This is a genomic window from Streptococcus didelphis DSM 15616 (assembly GCF_000380005.1).
GTDB classification, from domain to species: domain Bacteria; phylum Bacillota; class Bacilli; order Lactobacillales; family Streptococcaceae; genus Streptococcus; species Streptococcus didelphis.
Genome location: NZ_KB904196.1, coordinates 103642 through 123059 on the forward strand (window position 1 = coordinate 103642; position 19418 = coordinate 123059).

The 19418-nt window shown below is 36.0% G+C and carries 25 protein-coding genes and 2 pseudogenes; 22 read left to right on the forward strand and 5 right to left on the reverse strand.

Annotated features, from left to right (window positions below):
- Positions 1 to 11 precede the first annotated feature (11 nt).
- The 12 genes from epsC to rpsI all read left to right on the forward strand — a co-directional run bounded on the left by epsC (position 12) and on the right by rpsI (position 8574).
- Complete coding sequence (epsC, locus tag A3GU_RS0106855; RefSeq protein ID WP_018366803.1) at positions 12 to 596, forward strand: serine O-acetyltransferase EpsC; 585 nt, start codon at positions 12 to 14, stop codon at positions 594 to 596.
- 30 nt (positions 597 to 626) lie between these two features.
- A complete protein-coding gene (cysS, locus tag A3GU_RS0106860; RefSeq protein WP_018366804.1) occupies positions 627 to 1982 on the forward strand; it encodes a cysteine--tRNA ligase in 1356 nt (451 codons plus the stop codon).
- Positions 1975 to 2376: a Mini-ribonuclease 3 gene (locus A3GU_RS0106865; RefSeq protein ID WP_018366805.1), complete on the forward strand. Its 402-nt coding sequence runs from the start codon at positions 1975 to 1977 to the stop codon at positions 2374 to 2376. Before cysS ends, A3GU_RS0106865 begins: the two co-directional genes overlap by 8 nt.
- Before the next feature lie 63 nt (positions 2377 to 2439).
- Entirely contained in the window at positions 2440 to 3462 is a 1023-nt protein-coding gene (locus tag A3GU_RS09680) for an FUSC family protein (RefSeq protein ID WP_018366806.1), read from the forward strand.
- 116 nt (positions 3463 to 3578) lie between these two features.
- Positions 3579 to 4010, forward strand: a complete 432-nt coding sequence (locus A3GU_RS09685; protein ID WP_018366807.1) for a hypothetical protein — start codon at positions 3579 to 3581, stop codon at positions 4008 to 4010.
- A 152-nt stretch (positions 4011 to 4162) separates the two neighbouring features.
- Positions 4163 to 4909, forward strand: a complete 747-nt coding sequence (gene rlmB / locus A3GU_RS0106880; RefSeq protein WP_018366808.1) for a 23S rRNA (guanosine(2251)-2'-O)-methyltransferase RlmB — start codon at positions 4163 to 4165, stop codon at positions 4907 to 4909.
- A gap of 12 nt (positions 4910 to 4921) precedes the next feature.
- Positions 4922 to 5434 (forward strand): NYN domain-containing protein, encoded by a 513-nt coding sequence (locus A3GU_RS0106885; RefSeq protein ID WP_018366809.1) that lies wholly within the window; start codon positions 4922 to 4924, stop codon positions 5432 to 5434.
- A 189-nt stretch (positions 5435 to 5623) separates the two neighbouring features.
- Positions 5624 to 6493 carry a DegV family protein gene (locus tag A3GU_RS0106890; protein ID WP_018366810.1) on the forward strand — a complete coding sequence of 290 codons (870 nt, stop codon included), beginning with the start codon at positions 5624 to 5626 and terminating at the stop codon, positions 6491 to 6493.
- 121 nt (positions 6494 to 6614) lie between these two features.
- On the forward strand, positions 6615 to 7301 hold the full coding sequence (locus A3GU_RS09690; RefSeq protein ID WP_018366811.1) for a hypothetical protein: 687 nt from the start codon (positions 6615 to 6617) through the stop codon (positions 7299 to 7301).
- Between the two features lie 3 nt (positions 7302 to 7304).
- Positions 7305 to 7502: a helix-turn-helix transcriptional regulator gene (locus A3GU_RS0106900; protein WP_018366812.1), complete on the forward strand. Its 198-nt coding sequence runs from the start codon at positions 7305 to 7307 to the stop codon at positions 7500 to 7502.
- Positions 7503 to 7714: 212 nt separating this feature from the next.
- A complete protein-coding gene (gene rplM / locus A3GU_RS0106905) occupies positions 7715 to 8161 on the forward strand; it encodes a 50S ribosomal protein L13 (RefSeq protein ID WP_026216476.1) in 447 nt (148 codons plus the stop codon).
- Positions 8162 to 8181: 20 nt separating this feature from the next.
- Entirely contained in the window at positions 8182 to 8574 is a 393-nt protein-coding gene (gene rpsI / locus A3GU_RS0106910; RefSeq protein WP_018366814.1) for a 30S ribosomal protein S9, read from the forward strand.
- Positions 8575 to 8715: 141 nt separating this feature from the next.
- Here the strand turns inward: rpsI and A3GU_RS10250 are convergent.
- Positions 8716 to 8887, reverse strand: a pseudogene (locus A3GU_RS10250) (ISL3 family transposase); the annotation flags it as partial.
- Positions 8888 to 9188: 301 nt separating this feature from the next.
- Here A3GU_RS10250 and A3GU_RS0106915 point away from each other — a divergent pair.
- From A3GU_RS0106915 to A3GU_RS0106960, 10 genes and pseudogenes are all read left to right on the forward strand, one after another.
- The gene (locus tag A3GU_RS0106915; protein WP_018366815.1) at positions 9189 to 9494 is read left to right on the forward strand and encodes a type II toxin-antitoxin system RelB/DinJ family antitoxin; all 306 of its coding nucleotides are present in this window, start codon (positions 9189 to 9191) and stop codon (positions 9492 to 9494) included.
- Positions 9491 to 9826 carry a type II toxin-antitoxin system RelE/ParE family toxin gene (locus A3GU_RS0106920; RefSeq protein WP_018366816.1) on the forward strand — a complete coding sequence of 112 codons (336 nt, stop codon included), beginning with the start codon at positions 9491 to 9493 and terminating at the stop codon, positions 9824 to 9826. The genes A3GU_RS0106915 and A3GU_RS0106920 overlap by 4 nt, the downstream gene beginning before the upstream one ends.
- Before the next feature lie 281 nt (positions 9827 to 10107).
- Positions 10108 to 11136 (forward strand): D-alanine--D-alanine ligase family protein, encoded by a 1029-nt coding sequence (locus tag A3GU_RS0106925; RefSeq protein WP_018366817.1) that lies wholly within the window; start codon positions 10108 to 10110, stop codon positions 11134 to 11136.
- 431 nt (positions 11137 to 11567) lie between these two features.
- A pseudogene (locus A3GU_RS09695) lies at positions 11568 to 11856 on the forward strand (WXG100 family type VII secretion target).
- Between the two features lie 257 nt (positions 11857 to 12113).
- Positions 12114 to 12422, forward strand: a complete 309-nt coding sequence (locus A3GU_RS10485) for a YhgE/Pip domain-containing protein (protein WP_245537488.1) — start codon at positions 12114 to 12116, stop codon at positions 12420 to 12422.
- Positions 12352 to 12750 carry a hypothetical protein gene (locus A3GU_RS10490; RefSeq protein ID WP_026216477.1) on the forward strand — a complete coding sequence of 133 codons (399 nt, stop codon included), beginning with the start codon at positions 12352 to 12354 and terminating at the stop codon, positions 12748 to 12750. Before A3GU_RS10485 ends, A3GU_RS10490 begins: the two co-directional genes overlap by 71 nt.
- Before the next feature lie 5 nt (positions 12751 to 12755).
- The gene (locus A3GU_RS10495; protein WP_245537487.1) at positions 12756 to 12932 is read left to right on the forward strand and encodes a hypothetical protein; all 177 of its coding nucleotides are present in this window, start codon (positions 12756 to 12758) and stop codon (positions 12930 to 12932) included.
- Positions 12919 to 13413, forward strand: coding sequence for a hypothetical protein (locus A3GU_RS09705; protein WP_018366821.1), 495 nt, complete (start codon positions 12919 to 12921; stop codon positions 13411 to 13413). Before A3GU_RS10495 ends, A3GU_RS09705 begins: the two co-directional genes overlap by 14 nt.
- 205 nt (positions 13414 to 13618) lie before the next feature.
- The gene (locus A3GU_RS09945; RefSeq protein WP_018366823.1) at positions 13619 to 14002 is read left to right on the forward strand and encodes a hypothetical protein; all 384 of its coding nucleotides are present in this window, start codon (positions 13619 to 13621) and stop codon (positions 14000 to 14002) included.
- A 400-nt stretch (positions 14003 to 14402) separates the two neighbouring features.
- Positions 14403 to 14912 carry a DinB family protein gene (locus A3GU_RS0106960; RefSeq protein WP_018366824.1) on the forward strand — a complete coding sequence of 170 codons (510 nt, stop codon included), beginning with the start codon at positions 14403 to 14405 and terminating at the stop codon, positions 14910 to 14912.
- Between the two features lie 99 nt (positions 14913 to 15011).
- Here A3GU_RS0106960 and citC read toward each other — a convergent pair whose 3' ends face one another.
- The 4 genes from citC to A3GU_RS0106980 form a co-directional block, all read right to left on the reverse strand.
- Positions 15012 to 16058: a [citrate (pro-3S)-lyase] ligase gene (gene citC, locus A3GU_RS0106965; protein WP_018366825.1), complete on the reverse strand. Its 1047-nt coding sequence runs from the start codon at positions 16056 to 16058 to the stop codon at positions 15012 to 15014.
- Between the two features lie 74 nt (positions 16059 to 16132).
- Positions 16133 to 17020 (reverse strand): triphosphoribosyl-dephospho-CoA synthase CitG, encoded by an 888-nt coding sequence (citG, locus tag A3GU_RS0106970; RefSeq protein WP_018366826.1) that lies wholly within the window; start codon positions 17018 to 17020, stop codon positions 16133 to 16135.
- Positions 17004 to 17705, reverse strand: coding sequence for a GntR family transcriptional regulator (locus A3GU_RS0106975; RefSeq protein ID WP_018366827.1), 702 nt, complete (start codon positions 17703 to 17705; stop codon positions 17004 to 17006). The genes citG and A3GU_RS0106975 overlap by 17 nt, the downstream gene beginning before the upstream one ends.
- A 130-nt stretch (positions 17706 to 17835) precedes the next feature.
- Complete coding sequence (locus A3GU_RS0106980) at positions 17836 to 19239, reverse strand: CitMHS family transporter (RefSeq protein ID WP_018366828.1); 1404 nt, start codon at positions 19237 to 19239, stop codon at positions 17836 to 17838.
- Positions 19240 to 19418 lie beyond the last annotated feature (179 nt).

The window sequence follows — 19418 nt, forward strand, 5'->3', positions numbered from 1 at the left end:
AAGGAGTGCTTATGAGCTGGTGGAAAAAGAGTATTGCTATTGTTAAGGAGTTGGATCCAGCTGCCCGTTCATCCCTAGAAGTTATCTTAACTTATCCAGGAATCAAGGCCTTAGCAGCCCACCGTCTATCTCATTTTTTATGGCAGCATGGCTTTTTTCTACTTGCTAGAATGCACAGCCAATTTTGGCGATTCTGGACTGGAATTGAGATCCATCCTGGAGCTAAGATTGCTGCTGGGGTCTTTATTGACCACGGCTCAGGCCTAGTTATAGGAGAAACTGCTGAAATAGAAGAGGGTGTTATGCTCTACCATGGAGTAACACTTGGTGGAACAGGAAAAGACGTGGGTAAGCGTCATCCAACAGTTCGTAAGGGAGCTCTGATTTCGGCTCATTCGCAAATTATTGGACCTATTGAAATTGGAGCCCATGCTAAAGTTGGAGCGGCAGCTGTTGTCTTATCAGATGTTCCAGAAGATGTCACAGTGGTTGGAGTTCCCGCTAAAGTAGTCAGGGTCCATGGCAAAAAAGACGAGTTGCAGATTAAAAATATTGAGCACAAAAGAGAAGAATCTTATTACTCTTCAAAATTATGAATAGATGCGACAAGGCAAAGGAAATAATGAATGATAAAAATATATGATACAATGACTCGCAGTTTACGGGACTTTATTCCCCTTTCGGAAAATAAAGTGAAGATGTATGTCTGTGGTCCAACAGTCTACAACTACATTCATATTGGAAATGCACGATCGGCAGTAGCTTTTGATACTATTCGTCGCTATTTCGAGTACAGAGGCTACGAGGTTACCTACGTTTCAAATTTTACTGACGTTGATGACAAGATTATCATGGCTGCCGCCCAAGCAGGCCTATCTCCCAAAGAATTAGCAGATAAGTTCATTCAAGCATTTATGGAAGATACTGCTCAATTAGGGATTAAAAAAGCTACTAAGCATCCTCGTGTAATGGACTACATGTCTGAAATCATTGATTTTGTATCAGTTCTGATGGATAAAGGCTTTGCCTATGAATCTTCAGGTGATGTTTATTTCCGTGTCTCAAAGTCTTCTCATTATGGACAATTAGCCAATAAGACTATTGAAGATCTAGAAGTAGGAGCCAGTGGTCGTATAGATAGTGAAAGTGACTTGAAGGAAAATCCACTGGATTTTGCACTGTGGAAGTCTGCTAAAGCTGGAGAAATCTTCTGGGATAGTCCCTGGGGAAAAGGAAGACCTGGCTGGCATATTGAATGCTCTGTGATGGCGACAGAGATTTTAGGAGATACCATTGATATTCATGGAGGAGGAGCAGATTTAGAATTTCCCCATCATACCAATGAAATTGCTCAATCAGAAGCTAAAACAGGGCACCCCTTTGCTAATTACTGGATGCATAATGGTTTTGTAAATGTGGATAATGAAAAAATGTCCAAATCACTAGGAAATTTTATAACTGTCCATGATATGCTAAAACAAGTAGATGGCCAAATTTTACGTTTTTTCCTAGCCACTCAACAATATCGTAAACCCATTAATTTCACAGATAAGGCTATCCATGATGCGGAAATTAATTTAAAATATTTAAAAAACACCTACAGTCAACCTCAAAATGAGTCGGTAGATTGGGATGAGGATGCTCGTCAATTACAGACTTACCAAGATAGCTTTAAAGCAGCAATGGATGATGATTTTAATGCTGCAAATGGAATTACAGTTGTATTTGACTTTGCTAAGTGGATTAACTCAGGTCATTATAATCAAGACGTAAAAGAAGCTTTTGAAAAGATGCTTGCTGTCTTTGGGATTGTCTTTGAAGAAGAGGTACTAGATGCAACTATTGAAGCACTGATTGAGGAAAGACAAGTAGCACGTGCTAATCGTGATTTTGCAAAAGCAGATCAGATTCGTGATCAGTTAGCAGCCAAGGGTATAAAATTATTAGATACCAAGGATGGTGTGAGGTGGACACGTGACTAAGCTTGATGTCAATCTGATTAATGGAATTGCTCTTGCTTTTGAAGGAGATGCTGTTTATTCCTATTATATCCGTCGCCATTTGATTTTTTCAGGCCAAACCAAGCCTAGCCAGTTACACCATCTGGCGACTAAATATGTCTCTGCCAAGGCCCAAGCAAACCTAATACAAAAGATGCTTGAAGATAATGTCTTGACTGAGAAAGAATTAGATATTTATAAAAGAGGACGAAATACCAATAGTCATACCAAAGCCAAGAATGCGGATGTTGTCACCTATCGGATGTCGACAGGCTTTGAAGCAGTAATGGGGTATTTGGATATGACAGACCAAGAAAGTCGCCTCAAAGAATTAATAGACTGGTGTATCCAGGAAATCGACACATATAAAACATAAAAAAGAGTGGAGCCTTAAAAGCCCCCCACTCTTTTTCATTCGTTTCAAGACTAAAGGAGAAAAATGAACAAAGACTATATGAAGCCATTCGGGGCCGCCCTTACAACAGGGATTATTATGTTTACAGCCTATTGCTTAGGAGAAATCTCTCTGGGAACCTTAGCCAGTTTAGGTGGCTTTTCTTTTTTGGCTTTTCAAAATAAAACGATATTTTATAACTTAAAGGCTATTAGTTTACACGGTTTAGCTCTTTGGTTTGCTTTTTTGTTGGGTGCAAGTACTGCTATGGCCCCATGGCTTTTGCCTTTTGTGACTGCTAGTCTTAGCTTTCTGGCCTTTTTAATCACTAAATTCTACCAAATTCCAAAGCCAGATTATTTCTTTGTTCTTATGTTATTTGCCACAGCCTATAATTTTAAAAATCCTAGCTGGCACTTAATCAAGGCAAATGGAAGCCCCTTGCTTATCGGGGTACTTGTCTCTGTGATAGTTTCAATACTTATTTCTTATTTATTGGGTCTGCCTTGGAATTCAGAAAAGCTATCAACTCAAAGCCTAGCCTTAAAAAATCGATATCAGGCAATGTTAAAAGATGACCCCAGTATTCTCATCAAGGCAAGTCATTTTTCAAGTGTCTTATTTGTAACAGGTTATTTAGCCTTTTTGTTAAAAGATCATGGAGGTTACTGGATTTTAATTTCTTCAGCAGCAGTGTTGTCTGGGGAACATTTAGAAAGAATAAAGAGCAGGACCCTGAGTCGAGTGCTGGGAACTATTGTGGGCTTGATGATTGGGCTTGCTATTACTAAACTCCAATTGAGCCTTTTATTCCTCATTCTCATCTTAATCCTCAGTAATTTTTTAACAGAATATTTCATGCCTAAAAATTATATCTTTGCAAACTTTTTTACCAATCCTCAGGTTATTATCCTTATGACCTTATCTCATACCTTTGGCCATGGTATTTTAAGCATGCGCTTTATTGGGGTATTTGTAGGTAGCCTTTTAAGCTTGTTTATTATTTTGATTTTAGAATATGCCTTACAGTCTATGATTAACCATAAAGATACGTTAAATAACAGCTAAAATTGTCATATATTTGAAAACTCGACAAAAAAGAGTAATAATTCTTAATTTTTTAGTTGAAAACCATATTCAGTGCGTTATAATAAAGGTAAGTTAGAATATCTGGGAGGTAGCTTATGAAAAAAGTAAAAATTAATGGCATAAAATGGATGATGATAGCAGTTCTGAGTCTGATATCACTTGCTGGTTTTTCACCAATTTTGGCTCAAGAAGGGCAAGCCCAAGTCCCTGATAGTAAGGTAAATGTTGAGCGATCTACTATAGAAGTTAATAGTAAGTTGCAAAAAGATAGTAGCATTTTAGATGTTTCAATTGATTTAGGGACAACCTTTAAGATGGCAAGCCAAGTAGCTATTCAATTGCAAGATTCAAAAGGACAGACCTTAGCGACAATTGATTATAACTTGGTAGCAGGTGCAAAAACTATGACAGCTTGGTTTGACTTAAAAGGACGCCCAACAGATGACTACAAGGTCAAAGTTGTTGTAAATGATAGTAAAAACAGACAAGAAACTACCATTTCTGACATTCATTACCAAGCTTTATAAAAAGCAGACAGATTATAGCTTGAAGGAGAGGTCCCTTGCAGACTAATTCTTCAGCTTTTTTATTTTGTCCTGATTATTTTGCTCTTTGTTTTAAGGTTAATTCTTAAGAATCAAAAGAGTAAAAGACTAGCTTTCATGCTATAATAGTATATATGAAAAATAAAGAAATAATTGAAAATGATGACATTGTTTATGGTGTGCATGCAGTTGTAGAAAGTTTAAATGCTAACAGAGGTAATAAACTTTATATTCAAGAAGATTTACGTGGAAAAAATGTTGATAAAATAAAAGATTTAGCGAGGGATAAGAAGGTTTCTATCTCTTGGACACCTAAAAAAACCTTATCAGAAATGGCCAATGAAGCTGTCCATCAAGGGTTTGTTCTAAGGGTTTCTGAGTATGCTTATTCAGAACTAAATGATATTATCAATAAGGCAAAGACAGAAGATAATCCTCTTATTCTTATTCTAGATGGAATTACTGATCCCCATAATTTTGGGTCAATATTAAGGACAGCAGATGCAACAAAGGTCTGTGGCATTGTTATTCCAAAGCATAGAGCAGTCGGTGTGACTCCTGTTGTCTCAAAGACATCTACAGGTGCGGCCTTACATATGCCTATTGCGCGTGTTACTAATCTTAGTCAAACACTTGATATACTAAAAGAAAATGGTTTTTGGATTTTTGGAACAGATATGGATGGGACATCTTCTCATACCTGGAATACAGCTGGGAAATTAGCCTTGATAATTGGAAATGAAGGTAAGGGGATTTCACAAAATATAAAAAAACAAGTGGATGAGATGATTACAATCCCTATGGATGGTCATGTCCAAAGCTTAAATGCTAGTGTCGCAGCAGCTATATTAATGTATGAAGTTTATCGAAATAAACTCTAGGGATAAACGCGTATGAAAAAAAGAATACTATTGGTAGATGGTTATAATATGATTGCCTTTTGGGAAGAAACCAAGAGGCTTTTCAAGACCAACCAGCTCGATCAGGCTAGAATGATCTTGTTAAATAAACTTAATAATTATGCGCATTTTGAAAAGATAGAGATTATTTGTGTCTTTGATGCTCAATTTGTACCAGGAGTAAGGCAGCGCTATGACCAATATCTAATTTCAGTTGTTTTTACAAAAGAAGATGAGACAGCAGATAGCTATATTGAGCGTCTAGCAGCAGAACTTAATAAGTCACTCACTATGGTTGAGGTGGCAACTAGTGATTTGAATGAACAGTGGACTATCTTTTCTCAAGGTGCTCTCAGGGTACCTGCTAGAGAATTAGAAAGAAGAGTTAATACTGTAAAGTCCGATTTGGATACTATGTCAAAAACTATTGGAAATCAAAAACCAAAACTTAGACCATTTGACCAAGATAAAATGAATCAATTAAAAGATTTACTTAAGAACCTGTAAAAACTGGCTATTTTAGAGGTTCTTTTTGATGTTTATCCTCTTATCTAATAAGGTTTAGGCAAAGTTCCCCTAAAGCTATTTTCCTAAAAAATTAAGCTTGCTTAAGCCTTGGTTTTTTGCTAGAATAACACTTAATAATTTGACTATCAAATAATAGTAAGAGGGAAGTCAACTTTTGAGGAGGGTGGAATGTTTTCAATAGTAACAGATTCAACATCAGATTTATGTGAGGGATGGGCACAAGACTATGATATAGAGATTCTAGGCTTAAGCATTGAGTGTAATGGTACTGTCTATCAAACAGTGGGCCCAAATAAAATTAAAAGTCAAGAACTGCTAGAAAAGATGAAAAATGGAAGCCATCCCAAAACTAGCCAAATTAATGTTGGAGAATTTGAAGAAGTTTTCAGGACTTATGCTGAAAGAGGAAGAGACTTACTTTACCTTGCTTTTTCCTCTGTCCTTTCTGGTACCTACCAAAGTGCTGTAATAGCTCGAGATTTGGTTTTAGAAGAATTCCCCCAAGCTGTTATTGAAATTGTTGATACACTGGCTGCAGCAGGTGGGGAAGGCTACTTGTCTATTCTGGCAGCGCAAGCTAAAGACCAAGGTAAGAGTCTAATGGAAACAAAAAAGATAATATTAGACATCTTACCGCGATTACGGACTTACTTTTTAGTGGATGACCTTTTTCATTTGATGCGTGGAGGCCGTTTGTCTAAAAGCGCAGCTATTTTGGGGAAAATAGCTAGTATCAAACCTATTTTAAGCATAGATAGTAAAGGAAGTTTGGTGCCTGTTGCTAAGGTAAGAGGACGCAAAAAAGCCTTAAAAGAAATTGTTAGCATGGTGGAAAGTGACATTGCTCACTCAACCATTATTATTAGCTATACTGATACAGTTGAAAATACTGAAAAAGCTGAGATGCTAAGGGACTATTTCTTAGAAAATGACAAGGTGACTGATACACTCTTATTACCTTTGGGGCCAGTTTTATCGGCTCATGTTGGACCAGATACGCTGGCAGCCTTTGTCATAGGTCAAGAACCAAGAAAATAAAGATTGGAAGTGTTTGCTTTCAATTTTTTAGTTTTTTATTGGCTTTATGTAAGATATATTTGACAAAATGAATAATATAAATTACTATAAAAGGGAAGTCATTACTAAAGGAGGAATGGGCATGACTAATCCTAAACAAAAACTTGTCAGATCCCAATGGATCTGGATATTTATAGTAGCTCTTATAGATATGTGTATGCTTTTTGTAGCTCTCTTAGCGACAGATAATTTTCATCATTGGTTATATTGGGGCTCTTTCTTTATTTTAACCTGTCTTTTGCTTCTTTTAATTTGGGGACTAAAAAAAGCTAAGGAAATTCAAAAACAACTAGAAAGAAGTGACCTTTCTATAAAGGAAATTCAAAAAATCAAGAATAGACCCAGCTATGATGAGCGTCAGGTGCAGTTTGTTCTGAAGAGTTATCAAATTGGTTTTTGGCTGATGATTTTTATCCTATGGTTAGGAAGCCTAGTCAAAGGCTGGGGTGGTGGAATCATAACAGCTGATTTTTTCCTTTATTTAGCACTATTTGGAGGTTTAACTGCCAATGTTTCTTATTCTAATCTCAAAGGAGCATCAGCATTTGTAGATGATAGGTTTGGTAAGAATTGGAGATGGTTTGGGCTTCTAGCATTTGTATTTGGCTTAGGAGCTATAGGTGTGGTTATTTTTAATCTATTTACAGTCAGGGAAAGCTGGAAGGCATTCTTTGATAAAAGTGGGGATGGCTTCCTCTTTATAGTTGGTCTGGCCTTAATTTTTATGGGGGGTTCAAGTCTTTATTATCGTTTAAGGCATAAGGAGTAGTGGATGAAAAACCTAAAATTAAAAGCTGCGCGTGCTAGTTGTGATTTGTCCCAACAGGACCTGGCTAATTTGGTTGGGGTCTCTAGGCAGACTATAGCAGCTGTTGAAAAAGGAGATTATAATCCAACTCTTAACCTTTGTATTACTATTTGTAAGGTACTTGACAGGACCTTAGATGATCTTTTTTGGGAGACAGACTGAAGAGATAATAGCCTGGTAACAGCTCTGCTATTCCCCTTGAAATAAAAAATAAAAGGCTGAAAGTACTTGACTCTAAGCTAATAAATTTGGTATGATAGTAGACGGTATTGTTTACCCCATTTGAAAGGCCCCGGAACCTTCCAAATACCTTCGATGGGACGGAACACCCATCACACTGTAAACAAATATTACGAATTCGTATAGGAGAAATCATGAACAAAACAACTTTTATGGCTAAAACTGGCCAAGTTGAACGCAAATGGTATGTTGTTGACGCAACAGATGTACCACTTGGACGTCTTTCTGCAGTAGTTGCTAGCGTACTTCGCGGAAAACATAAACCAACATTTACACCTCATACAGATACAGGTGATTTTGTGATTGTTATCAATGCTGAAAAAGTTAAATTAACTGGTAAAAAAGCAACTGATAAAATCTACTACACTCACTCAATGTACCCAGGTGGATTAAAACAAATCTCAGCAGGTGAACTACGTTCTAAAAACGCTGTACGTTTGATTGAAAAATCTGTCAAAGGCATGCTTCCACATAACACTCTTGGACGTGCACAAGGTATGAAATTGAAAGTCTTCGTTGGTGGTGAGCACACACACGCTGCACAACAACCAGAAGTACTTGATATCTCAGGACTTATCTAAGAGGAAAGGAGCATTATATAATGGCACAAGCACAATATGCAGGTACTGGCCGTCGTAAAAACGCTGTTGCACGCGTTCGTTTGGTTCCAGGTACTGGTAAAATCACTGTTAACAAAAAAGATGTTGAAGAATACATCCCACATGCTGACTTACGTTTAGTTATTAACCAACCTTTTGCAGTTACATCAACTGAAGGTTCATACGACGTTATGGTAAACGTTGTTGGTGGTGGCTACGGAGGCCAATCAGGTGCGATCCGTCATGGTATCGCCCGTGCACTTCTACAAGTAGATCCAGACTTCCGCGATTCATTAAAACGCGCAGGATTACTTACACGTGACGCACGTATGGTTGAACGTAAAAAACCAGGTCTTAAGAAAGCTCGTAAAGCTAGCCAGTTCTCTAAACGTTAAGAAACGGCTACAATACAGCATTTATCAACACTTCATGGTTCACACCATGGGGTGTTTTTTGGCTCTTTGTCAACTGTAGTGGGTAAGAGCCTAACACCTAGAGAGGACCAAATTGGTTCTCTCTTTTGTGATGTTCAAAGCAATTAAAATCCGTGTTTTGAAGTTAAGACACTCTAGGTAAGGGATCTTAGACTCTTTTTGAAAATCATACTTAGCTATTTGGGAGTGACAATGTGGACATTTAGGAGCGATAGTCTAGTTTAGCAATGCTTTCTTTATGTGTTCCACAATCCAAATAATCTAAGATAGTGATACTTTGGTTTTTTGTTCCATATGATTCTTTCTAATGAGTTGTTTGCGCTTTTTAGTAGAGGTTATATGGGATTTTTTATGTGAAAAATTCGCGAAAAGAAAAGTCCATAATCTCTTTAGTAGTTTTATCTGTTACAGAAATTATAGAGCCGGAATTGGTGAGATAAGAAAAAATGATAGTAGAAAATCTGCTATTATTTTTCAACTATTTAGACTAATATATTATAAAGGATGAGATAATTAGAAATTGACATTTACTGTAAAATACTATACAATAGCACTACAAAAAAGGGGTGATTACTATGGGAAAAACAGCTACTATCAACGTTAGGGTAGATGAATCGGATAAAAAGTCTGCGGAACAAGTTTTGAAACAACTTGGGATGCCGATGTCAACCTTGATTACCTTATTGCTAAAACAGGTTTCACTAACAAAGAGTGTACCTTTTGATATTACTCTTCCAGAGGCACCATCATCAGTGAGTGTTGATCAGATAAGTGTGGATGAATTTGGGCAGATGATGGTAGGCGCATACCAAGAATCTGAAACTGGCCAAGTCCGATCGGCAAATGAATTCTTTAAGGAATTTAGGGAACGGCACGCATGAATAAAGTCGTCATTAATATATTAAGGCGTGCTGAGGAAGATATGGAAGACATCTATCATTATATCGCAAATGAACTTCAATCCCCTCAAGTTGCAATGAAACAATTTAATAGCATTGCAGAGGCAATTCAAACCTTGGAGGTTTACCCAGAGAGAAGTGCTATCGTTGAGGAATTACTTGTGTTGGGAATCAAGGTGAGACGATTATTAATGAAGAATTATTCTATTTTTTACCGTTTTGATAATGATATAGTTACCGTATTAAGAGTGCTTCATCAATCAAGAAGTTTAGATAAATTAATGTTTAAAATTGGTCAAAAAGAGGATTGGTAATTTCCATTATTAACTCAAAACTTATACAAATTTATTGAAATAGTTGATCGAAAGATTCTGGCTAAGTACGATAAATACAGCGTTTTGAAATGGGTTGGGACCATGGACTATCCAACCAGGTCTTAAAAAAACCGTAAAACTTCACGATTCTCAAAAGGTTAATATATACTTATATTAAGGTCTCAAAGCACTTCATGGTTTACCCATGGGGTGCTTTTTGGGGGGTAATGCTGTATACTAAAGTTATATCTTTAATTACTGATGATGCTAAGGAGTGTTGTATGAAAATTGTTGTGTTAGCTGGTGGATTAAGTGATGAGAGGGATGTTTCTTTATCCTCAGGTGCAAAAATTGCTAATGCCTTAATGGCAAAGGGTCACCAGGTGCTTTTGATGGATCTTTACCTTGGTATTTCTGATGCTAGTGATTTTGACAGCGCTTATAGCAAGTATGGTCAAAATACCTATCATTATGATATTCCAGACTTGACTCCCGACTTAAAGGAACTGATTATTAAAAATAAGGGACGAGAATCAGAGATTGGTATAAATGTAGTGCCTATTTGCCAGACTTCTGATTTGGTTTTTCTAGCTTTACATGGCGGCATTGGAGAAAATGGGAAACTACAAGCTTTTTTTGATTTGCATTATATCAAATATACAGGATCTGATTATAAAAGTAGTCTATTAGCTATGGATAAAATAGTATCTAAAACGCTTATGGCAAGCAATCATATCGTAACACCTAAGTGGACTGTCTGTGATAGTGTAAGCCAAAATAGGTTATCAGCACCAGCTGTTGTTAAACCTAATGATAATGGCTCAAGTATCGGGGTTAAAATTGCTGAAAAAGAGACTGATTTAAAAGAAGCCATCCAAGAAGCTAGACTTTACTCAGAAAGTATTTTAATTGAGGAAAAAATTGAAGGTCGGGAATTCTCAGTCGGGATATTAAACAGGAGTGCCCTACCTGTTATCGAGCTGATTCCAAAGCAGGGCTTTTATGATTATCAAAATAAATACCAGGTTGGAGCAACTGAAGAAATAACACCGGCAGTAATTGATGATAAGCTAAAAGATTCCTTGCAAGAACTAGCTTTAGATGTTTTTAAACTCTTGCAATTATCTGTCTATGCCCGGATAGATTTTATAGTAGATGCTAATAATCGGATTTACTGTATAGAGGCCAATTCCTTACCAGGAATGACTCCTACAAGTCTCTTGCCTCAAGAGGCACTAGCTAATGGGATTAGTTATGAGAACCTCTGTCAACAAATAGTGGATTTATCTCTTAAAAAGTATAAAGGCTAAAGCTAGCTTAGAAATTCCCTCTTAATATTGGCTCCAGATAGAAAATAATGATGCACTTATTAATAATAGAAAAGGTAGATAAATTTGTCTACTTTTTTTAGTTTTAAAAAAAATTCTTTTTATTTTTCGGATAATTGTATGAAGGGAGTAAACTCTTTTCTTAGGTTAAAAATTTTGAAAAATACTAACAAAAATCTTCATCCATAAATTGTCGCACTAATTAGAAAGGGGTTTTGGTCTTGAGGAGAGTTCGTCTTTTGATTAATAAAAGTAAAAATATTCACCAAAGCATTCATTTTAGCGTATTTTTTATATAATAATTAACTTAATTGAAAAAATATCATAAAAATACAAAAAAGTTTCTCTTTACACGAGCAAAGTTAAGGAAAAAGGGTTACAATTTAATAAGAAAAATATTAGGAGATGTGACAATGTCACAAATTAAACCTACACCAGAAGAACTTCGCACGCCAGCTCATAAATACACATCAGGTTCACAATAAATTACAGATGTTCTTAATCTTTTGACACAAGAACAAGCCGTAATTGATGAAAATTGGGATGGGTCCGCATTGATAGTTTTGGTGACAATTTAATGAATTGTCACCAAAAATCCAACAGTTTGCACAATTGTTAGAAGATATTAACCAACAGTTACTAAAAGTTGCAGATGTTGTTGAACAAACAGATGCAGATATCGCTTCTCAAATTAGCGGATAAGGCTAGACCAACTACTGTAATTAACACTTAGGAAGGCTTCTGCCTTCCTAAGTGTTAATAGGAAATGAATTTTAGGGAAGAAAATGAAGGTGAAAAATAGTTTTAAAGTAGTAGGATATATCATTGCAGTTGGTCTATTGTTAGCTGGGGTTCTTGGGTTAAATTTAGCTATACAATCACATAATGAAAAAGATTAGCTCAACCAATCTCACCGTCAGTCAAAACTTAATATTACGCTTGTTAATGAGGATCAACCCATTACTGAGGGTAATAAGGTTTATAATTGGGGTTCAAGTTACCTCAAATCAATTGAAAAAGACAATAGCCAAAATTGGTCAGTTGTTAGTAGAGGAACTGCAGAAAATGGTCTCAAAAAAGGTGATTATCAATTAATGGTTATCATTCCAAATGACTTTTCTAAAAAAGTTCTAGATGTTAATAATAGCAGTGCAGATCCATCAGTTGTTTCTTATAAGGTTAACACTGCAGGAAATCTTGAATTGGAAAAAGAAGCCAGTAAAAAAAGGAAAAGATATTGTTGCTGGTTTAAACAGTCAGCTTGTTGATATGTACATGGCTAGTATCTTAAGTAACCTTTATACAGCACAACAAAATGTTCAATCAATGGTCGATGTTCAATCAGGTAATATTTCCAATTTTCAAAAAAGTTTATTAACGCCAGCAGTTAAATTTCAAGATATTTTCCCAGCCTTAGTTTCCTCATCAGATAATTCTCTGACAGCAAACGAAGCCTTAAAACAATCTCTGGATAAATATAGTGACTTATATGATGGTTTACTAAAAGAACAAAGCAATTATGGAAAGAGCTTAGCTGATTTACTTAAGCAAGAGCAGAAGATAAGATTTCTTATAATGAGTTTACAGCTACTTTAATGGGAATGGGAGATGTTCGAGAAGAAGTTGCTAAATTCTTAAGTCAAATGGAAGCGCAGCAAAAACTTTTAATCTCTACCATGTTAGCCATTTATGGAGATAGGTTAGAATCTCTTGCACGTGAGTCTCGTCACCTTCAAGAGGAGTTAGAAAAGAAAGGAGGGAAAGATGGTAAAAGTTAATACAGGAACAATGGGAACTCAAGCATCTACGGTTACCAGTCGCGTTTCAGCATTGAATAATGCCATAAGTCAGTTATCAGCTTTTGCGGGAGAAGGTAGCTTGCAAGGAGCAGCCTATGAAAATGCCAAAATCTATGCTACAGGTGTTTTGACACTACTGTTACAGAGTATGATTCTATATTCAGAGAGTGTTAGTGAGGGAACAATAGAACTACAAAGTCTTTATGCGTCAATTTGTGGTGGTGAGGATTTGGACTCAGATGATCTGGAGACTAAAATTACTAATGATAATAATTCATTACGAGCTGCAGAGAAGCTCTTAGATGCTTTAAACCATGATGAAGGAGCGAGTAAGGGATTAAAAAGTGCCCAAGCAGGGAACATCAGCTCCTTAAGAAGATGTATTAAATCTAATCAAAAGAAATTAGAACCATCAGATATTTCAAAAATTATCATATTTACATATTTAGTAGTCTTGTAATTGAAATAATATCTTTTTATCATTTATGCAAAATAAAAAATGAAAGAGTTCTATCTTATTATTACAAATATGTAGGCTCTTTAATGTTTCTATTTGCCTTAGAAGTGACCATTTGGTTCATCTTGGGATCTTCAATGGTTTTAGGGGAAAATTTATCTTTTCTCATTTTTCCCCTATTTTAATAATAATATTTACGGAAAGATATTTGACATTTAAACAACGCATAACACAATCTCTCTCTGGAGAAAAACCATATCATAATTCATTAGCAACATTAATTGATAAATTCGTCATTTTTTCTAAGAAATATGGAGGATTAGTTGTACTTATACTAATAGTTTTTCGTTTTTTCTTTCCAATTGATAAATCTAATGATATTGTACGTACCGTAGGTATGTTTGTCTATATGCTTGGGGCTCTGTTTTTGATATATGTTACAACATCCCTATTATTTGATATTATTAAAGGTTATTATCTCAAAAAATATCTTGAAGATTATCGACAAATTTCTGGTTATTCTATTGAGTGGTATGGTAAGACAGCGAAAATCTACAAAGAAAGTTTGAAAAAGGATGTATCTGAAAAATAAAGGTGAGCATCTATTACGGTATATTTATTAGTTTGAGAGGTTTAGGTATAGTAAAGATCCTTCTTGTTTTCTCGTTCTACTTATGGCTAATAGTGGTATTTGAAAGATATAAGGGTGGTTTGGAAACTAGCGAGATCTCTCAAAGGGACTATATGGTGTTTTTAAGTCCTAATCTAGCAGATGTCGTTTTAACCTGTGTATTAGGCAAAAATAGTCTATTTTAAAATAATCTTCTGTTAGGAAGGTTTTTTGCTTGTGGCTAATTTGAAAATATGACATCTAAAAAAGGACAGTTAGACGTAAAAAGCATATACTTAAGGTATCAGAAAATCTAATGCATTATAAATAGGCTACAATTAGAGAATTTATCTTTTAATTTCAGGTTTTTAAAGGAGAGAAAATGAAAGTAACACAATTAAGTAGTGATACCTTGGATCGGGCTCAAGAGCGCTTTTTGGAATGTCTTAAGGAAATGTCTTTGGCAGAAATAAATACTATGCCTGAGCCTTTGATAAAGTCTGTTACGTGGTTGGTTTGGCATTCGGCACGTGTTTTAGATTATCAAATAAGTCCTTTAATGGAGACAGAGCAAGTTTATTTTAGCCAGGGTTGGAAGGAAAAATTTGATCTAGATTTGCCAGATGATACTAAGGATTGGAAGCACAGCCCTGAGGAAGCAGCAAAGGTTGTGGTTGAGGATAAAAATCTCCTAATAGCTTACCTTGAAACCTGTATGGACTTAGCAAAAGGCTACTTAGCTACTTTAGATGAAACGAGTATGGATGAAATTGTTGACAGGAGTTGGACACCAGCTGTAACACGTCAGGTAAGGCTTGTTTCTACAATTGATGATGTGGTTATGCATTCTGGACAAGCTGTTTACACGCGCCGATTGGTACTTGGAAAATGAGCTGTAAACACTAAACATAACTTTTATAATAAGACAAAAATCCCTGTTGAAACCTTTAGCAATTGCTTTTAAGGCTTAACAAGGATTTTTTTAGAAAGATTAATAATGAATAACATTATCTTGGCTTTGGATATGGTTAATAATATCTTTAGCAGCTTCTGATGTCAAAAAATCATAAGTGCTTTGAGGAACTAAGTCTTGAATAGCTTCTAGGTTCCCTTCTTTAATATACTGACGCACAGTAGAAGCACTAATAAGCTTTCCCTTATGGTGCTTTCTTGGAATAATAAGACATTCAATGCCATGTTCAGGTAAGTACTCTGCCAAAACAGCATTGTAGTGGTTGGTGACTAGACTATTAGGTTCATCTCCCAAATAACGGCGACTAATTTGCAAAGTCTTAGCAATTTGGCTGAAAATATTAGCGTCAAGTTGAGCTTGGCTTAGGATAACACTTTCCTCATCCTCTTGGAAATAACTAGGAAAACTAGCTTGACCAATTAAATAAGGACCTGTTTCATGATAAATAAGATTATCTAAATGAGCAGTAGCCTTTTTGATAAGCTCTTTTCTAACAGAAAATGGTATTAAACTACTATCTTCACTAACCATGAAAAGATGAAGGAGCTCATTTTCAGCAGCAGCTTTTTCCACCAAATAAAGATGACCCAAAGTAAAGGGATTAGCATTCATGACAATAGCAGCACTCTTTGTAGGATTTAGGCCTTCTTTTTGTAGATTTTTGAGGTAATGGGCAAAGCCAGATTTACGATTTTCCATGAAAGTGACCAGTTGAGGAATCTCAGCAATGGGATAAAAGCCTAGATCTTTGAAGAATTTACTCGTATCTGGCTTGGTGTAGACAAAAAGATGACTGTTACCACGTTCAAATTGAACAGTTATTAGGTGCGTAATCAGCGTATTGAGAAGTGCTTCACCACTATAGCGTTTACAAATAGCAAAACAACGTAAGCTATTGGTAAATAAGCTACCAGTTGCAATAAGGTTTCCATCATCTTCAAAAATGCCACAAGTATAATCTAAATTTCGGTCTCGTTTAATACCGGCATCTTCCAATAATTGAGTTACTTTAGCTTGGTTAAGCTTATCTGAAGGGAAAATTTTAGAAACTGTAACATCTGTCATAAGAGCTTCCTTTCTTAGGTAAAAAGTAAAAGGCTAGTTAGAAAAAACAAGCTAGCATTAAGCTTACTTGCCCCTTAGATAAGTTTTTCTAAAAAGGCAAAGTAAAGAGATAGAGCTAAGAGATCTGCAGAGCCACCAGGGCTGAGGTGCTTACTTACAAGCTTATCATTATAATCACTTAGCGCCTTTTCCAACCCCTGTCCTGCAAGTTCTTGCTCCATAAGAAGTCTGCTATCTGCTTGTACTTTTTTAAGAGCAGATATTCCCCCGCGGTGTATCAGATTGGAATCTTCCACAAAAGTCATTAAATAAAGTAGTAATTCTAGTTGGAGAGAGTGTTTATCAGGATTAGTTTTAGCTTTTTTTCTTAGAAATGGCAGAGCTTTTTTAGTTAGACTAGGATAGCCTGCACTTGCTTCTCCACGGGGTCCTTTTATCCCATAATTTAAGTAGAGTTTTTCACCATAGCTTAATTCTGTTTTGCTCTGCAGATTCCCTAAATCCCTTTCAATCAGCTGACTGGTCATAGGGATGATAGCTTGACAGACAGCTTGGCTATCTTCTGCCGAAAAAATCCCTCGCTCCAAGATAACTGGATGCTGGGCAAGGTAAGTGCCTGTTGCTCCTAATAAGAGGGCTAGGGAAAAATTAATTCCTTTGTGGGTATTTATCCCTTGAGTAGCCTTAAACATTGCTTTTTCAGCTCTGAGGCCTTCTTTACGTAGTAAGTCAAAAATAGTTGTGGGATCCTTTAAATAATGCTCAAAACCTATCTGAATATAGGCTTTTAAATAGGGTTCTAATGCAGTAATAGAATCTAAAAAGCTGGTTATGGTCATATCATCATGGGCGCCATTATTGGCACAATCAACAAGTCCTGGTTTTGGAGTTAGGGTCACCTCATAAGTTAAGGCCTTGCTGGCACAATTACTGAAATATGTTAATTTAGAGAGATTCTCCATTTTTAGCTTCCATTTCTTGGATAATAAAGTCAAGTGAGTTATTTAAATGTTCATGTGTGATGAGGGTAACTTGCTGGTAGTCTTTATTTTGCATGCCACGATAGATTAGCCAATGCTCATCAAGAGCCTTGCGACGTCTTTTATCTGATGAAATTGAAATCCTACGAAAATAAAGTAAATAGGCTTGTAACTCAGAGACAATTTCCTTTAAACGTAACATTTTGCTATTTTTATAAATCAAGTTATTAAAGGCATTAAAATTGTCAAGAACTAAGTCAAAGGCATTATTAGCTAAATAGCCTTCACAGGTTTCTAAAAGATCTTTCATTTCCTGGAAATCTTCAGAAGACATTTGATTCATTGCTGTGGTTGAAGCGAGGGTATCTAATGCCTTTCTAATTTCAAAGATTTCATGGGCATCCGCCAGGCTGACACCTTTAACAATAATACCTTTGTTGGGAATGTGTTCAACTAACTTTTCCTCCTCCAAAACACTAAGGGCATAGCGAATGGGAGTTCTACTAATATTGAGTTCATTAGAGAATTCTTTTTCATTGATTCTTGTTCCAGCAGGGATTTCACGTAAAATAATGGTCTTTTTAAGAGCCTGATAGAGTGCTTGTTTTAAAGGAATGCTTTTAGACAGTTCTAAATTGTTTTTAACAGCAACTATAGTAGGGTTCATGATATCTCCTTTTTGTAATTATGACTATTATAACCAATTCAGCCAGAAAAACCTAATCTCTTTAAAAGAAGATAATAAATAAAAAGGTTATGCTAGCTGATGAACATAACCTTTTCTGGATAAGAGTCCCCTATTGTGGGATATAGACCTGCATGTGTCCCATAAGGATAATTGTTACAATAAAGATGATGAAAACGCCTAAGGCATATTTCCCAGCAGTACGTTGCCATTCTCCCATATCTAGACCTGTTAGACGTAGTAACAAGTAGATGAAGGCTACTAAAGGACTAAGTAGGTGGAAGGCTTGCCCCATTAATGAAGCTAAAGCCATTGACATATTGTCAAAACCATATCTTGCACCAGCTTGGGCCAAGACTGGCATAATACCGTAATAGAAGCCATCATTAGAGAGGAAGAAGGTGCCTGGTGCTGAAATTAAGGCAATAATTAAGCCCCAGAAACCACCTAATTGTTTTGGAATAATAGTTGTAAAGCTTTGTGCCAAGGCATTTGCCATTCCTGACCCTTGGAAGAGTCCCATGAAAATACCAGCAGCAAAGACTAAGATAACAACCTGTACAGCATCACCCGCATTATCACCGATACGTTTTGATTGATCTTTTAAGTTTGGATAATTTACCATAAGAGCAATGATTGTTCCCACCGCAAATAAAAGAAGAGAAGGAATAGCAATGGCAGAAATAAAGGAACCTGCGACTAACCAAGCAATGAGAAGGATGGTTAAAATACCATTAAAAACAAAGAGGTTTGGACGTCTATAAGCATCTTTTTCGGGATCAATAGTTTTAGTTAAGGCATCAATTTCTTCATCTGATAAACTTGTGATACCTAAACGTTTGCGTTCTTTACGACCCATGCTTGGAGCTACAAGGAAAATAACATAAAGAAGTGATAAAATCATACCAGGGGCTAGGTAGCCAAGAATTTCAGGGCCGACATTGAGCACTGACATGGCACGCGCAGTAGGACCACCCCATGGTAGAAGGTTCATAATAGTATTTTGTAGAATAATCAAGACACCAAGGTTCATGACCTTCATATTTAATTTTTGATAGATTGGTAAAAAGGCTGATACCACAATAAGAGTTGTTGTTGTCCCATCCCCATTCATTGATACAGCAGCAGAAACCACTGCAGTAGCTATGAGAACCTTCATTGGGTCACCCTTAGCAAAATGAATCATTTTCTTTGTAATAGGATCAAAAAGTCCTGTATCCAGCATAATTGAAAAGTAAAGAATAGCAAATAAGAGCATAATTCCAGTTTTAGCTGTTTGGTTAATTCCATAGAGTACCATAGGACCAATAGCTGTGAAATTATCTGCAAGTTTTGCATCTCCCAAAGATTTGACAAATCCAGGGTCTGCTGTGAATTGAGCACTTCCTGTCACAATGGCAATAATAGTGAAGAATAGGGGGACCATAATAAGTGAGGCTAGAGGCGACATTTTCTTAGTCATGACCACATACATGAAAACAATAATCATAGCATAAGCTAGCAGTGTGAGTAACATAGGTTCCTCTCCTTTTTTGAATATTATAAATTTTTAAAAAATTAAGAGTGTGCATTAAAAATAGATTACTAGTTGTATTTTTAATCACATTATTCTTACTGCTAGTTTACGTGAAAGCGCTTGAAAATGAAAGCGATTTTTCAAGAAAAACAATAAAAAAACATTCAAGTTCTTTACTT

Excerpts from the sequence above, each read along its gene's own strand:
- A3GU_RS0106925 (WP_018366817.1), top strand. The coding sequence starts at position 10,108 with ATGAAAATTGTTGTGTTAGCTGGTGGATTAAGTGATGAGAGGGATGTT.
- A3GU_RS0106900 (WP_018366812.1), top strand. The coding sequence starts at position 7,305 with ATGAAAAACCTAAAATTAAAAGCTGCGCGTGCTAGTTGTGATTTGTCC.
- A3GU_RS0106980 (WP_018366828.1), bottom strand. The coding sequence starts at position 19,239 with ATGTTACTCACACTGCTAGCTTATGCTATGATTATTGTTTTCATGTAT.
- A3GU_RS09685 (WP_018366807.1), top strand. The coding sequence starts at position 3,579 with ATGAAAAAAGTAAAAATTAATGGCATAAAATGGATGATGATAGCAGTT.
- A3GU_RS0106920 (WP_018366816.1), top strand. The coding sequence starts at position 9,491 with ATGAATAAAGTCGTCATTAATATATTAAGGCGTGCTGAGGAAGATATG.
- A3GU_RS0106975 (WP_018366827.1), bottom strand. The coding sequence starts at position 17,705 with ATGAACCCTACTATAGTTGCTGTTAAAAACAATTTAGAACTGTCTAAA.
- A3GU_RS09705 (WP_018366821.1), top strand. The coding sequence starts at position 12,919 with ATGGTAAAAGTTAATACAGGAACAATGGGAACTCAAGCATCTACGGTT.
- A3GU_RS09680 (WP_018366806.1), top strand. The coding sequence starts at position 2,440 with ATGAACAAAGACTATATGAAGCCATTCGGGGCCGCCCTTACAACAGGG.
- epsC (WP_018366803.1), top strand. The coding sequence starts at position 12 with ATGAGCTGGTGGAAAAAGAGTATTGCTATTGTTAAGGAGTTGGATCCA.
- rlmB (WP_018366808.1), top strand. The coding sequence starts at position 4,163 with ATGAAAAATAAAGAAATAATTGAAAATGATGACATTGTTTATGGTGTG.
- rpsI (WP_018366814.1), top strand. The coding sequence starts at position 8,182 with ATGGCACAAGCACAATATGCAGGTACTGGCCGTCGTAAAAACGCTGTT.
- A3GU_RS0106915 (WP_018366815.1), top strand. The coding sequence starts at position 9,189 with ATGGGAAAAACAGCTACTATCAACGTTAGGGTAGATGAATCGGATAAA.
- citC (WP_018366825.1), bottom strand. The coding sequence starts at position 16,058 with ATGACAGATGTTACAGTTTCTAAAATTTTCCCTTCAGATAAGCTTAAC.
- A3GU_RS0106960 (WP_018366824.1), top strand. The coding sequence starts at position 14,403 with ATGAAAGTAACACAATTAAGTAGTGATACCTTGGATCGGGCTCAAGAG.
- cysS (WP_018366804.1), top strand. The coding sequence starts at position 627 with ATGATAAAAATATATGATACAATGACTCGCAGTTTACGGGACTTTATT.
- rplM (WP_026216476.1), top strand. The coding sequence starts at position 7,715 with ATGAACAAAACAACTTTTATGGCTAAAACTGGCCAAGTTGAACGCAAA.
- A3GU_RS0106890 (WP_018366810.1), top strand. The coding sequence starts at position 5,624 with ATGTTTTCAATAGTAACAGATTCAACATCAGATTTATGTGAGGGATGG.
- A3GU_RS09690 (WP_018366811.1), top strand. The coding sequence starts at position 6,615 with ATGACTAATCCTAAACAAAAACTTGTCAGATCCCAATGGATCTGGATA.
- citG (WP_018366826.1), bottom strand. The coding sequence starts at position 17,020 with ATGGAGAATCTCTCTAAATTAACATATTTCAGTAATTGTGCCAGCAAG.
- A3GU_RS0106885 (WP_018366809.1), top strand. The coding sequence starts at position 4,922 with ATGAAAAAAAGAATACTATTGGTAGATGGTTATAATATGATTGCCTTT.
- A3GU_RS10495 (WP_245537487.1), top strand. The coding sequence starts at position 12,756 with ATGGGAGATGTTCGAGAAGAAGTTGCTAAATTCTTAAGTCAAATGGAA.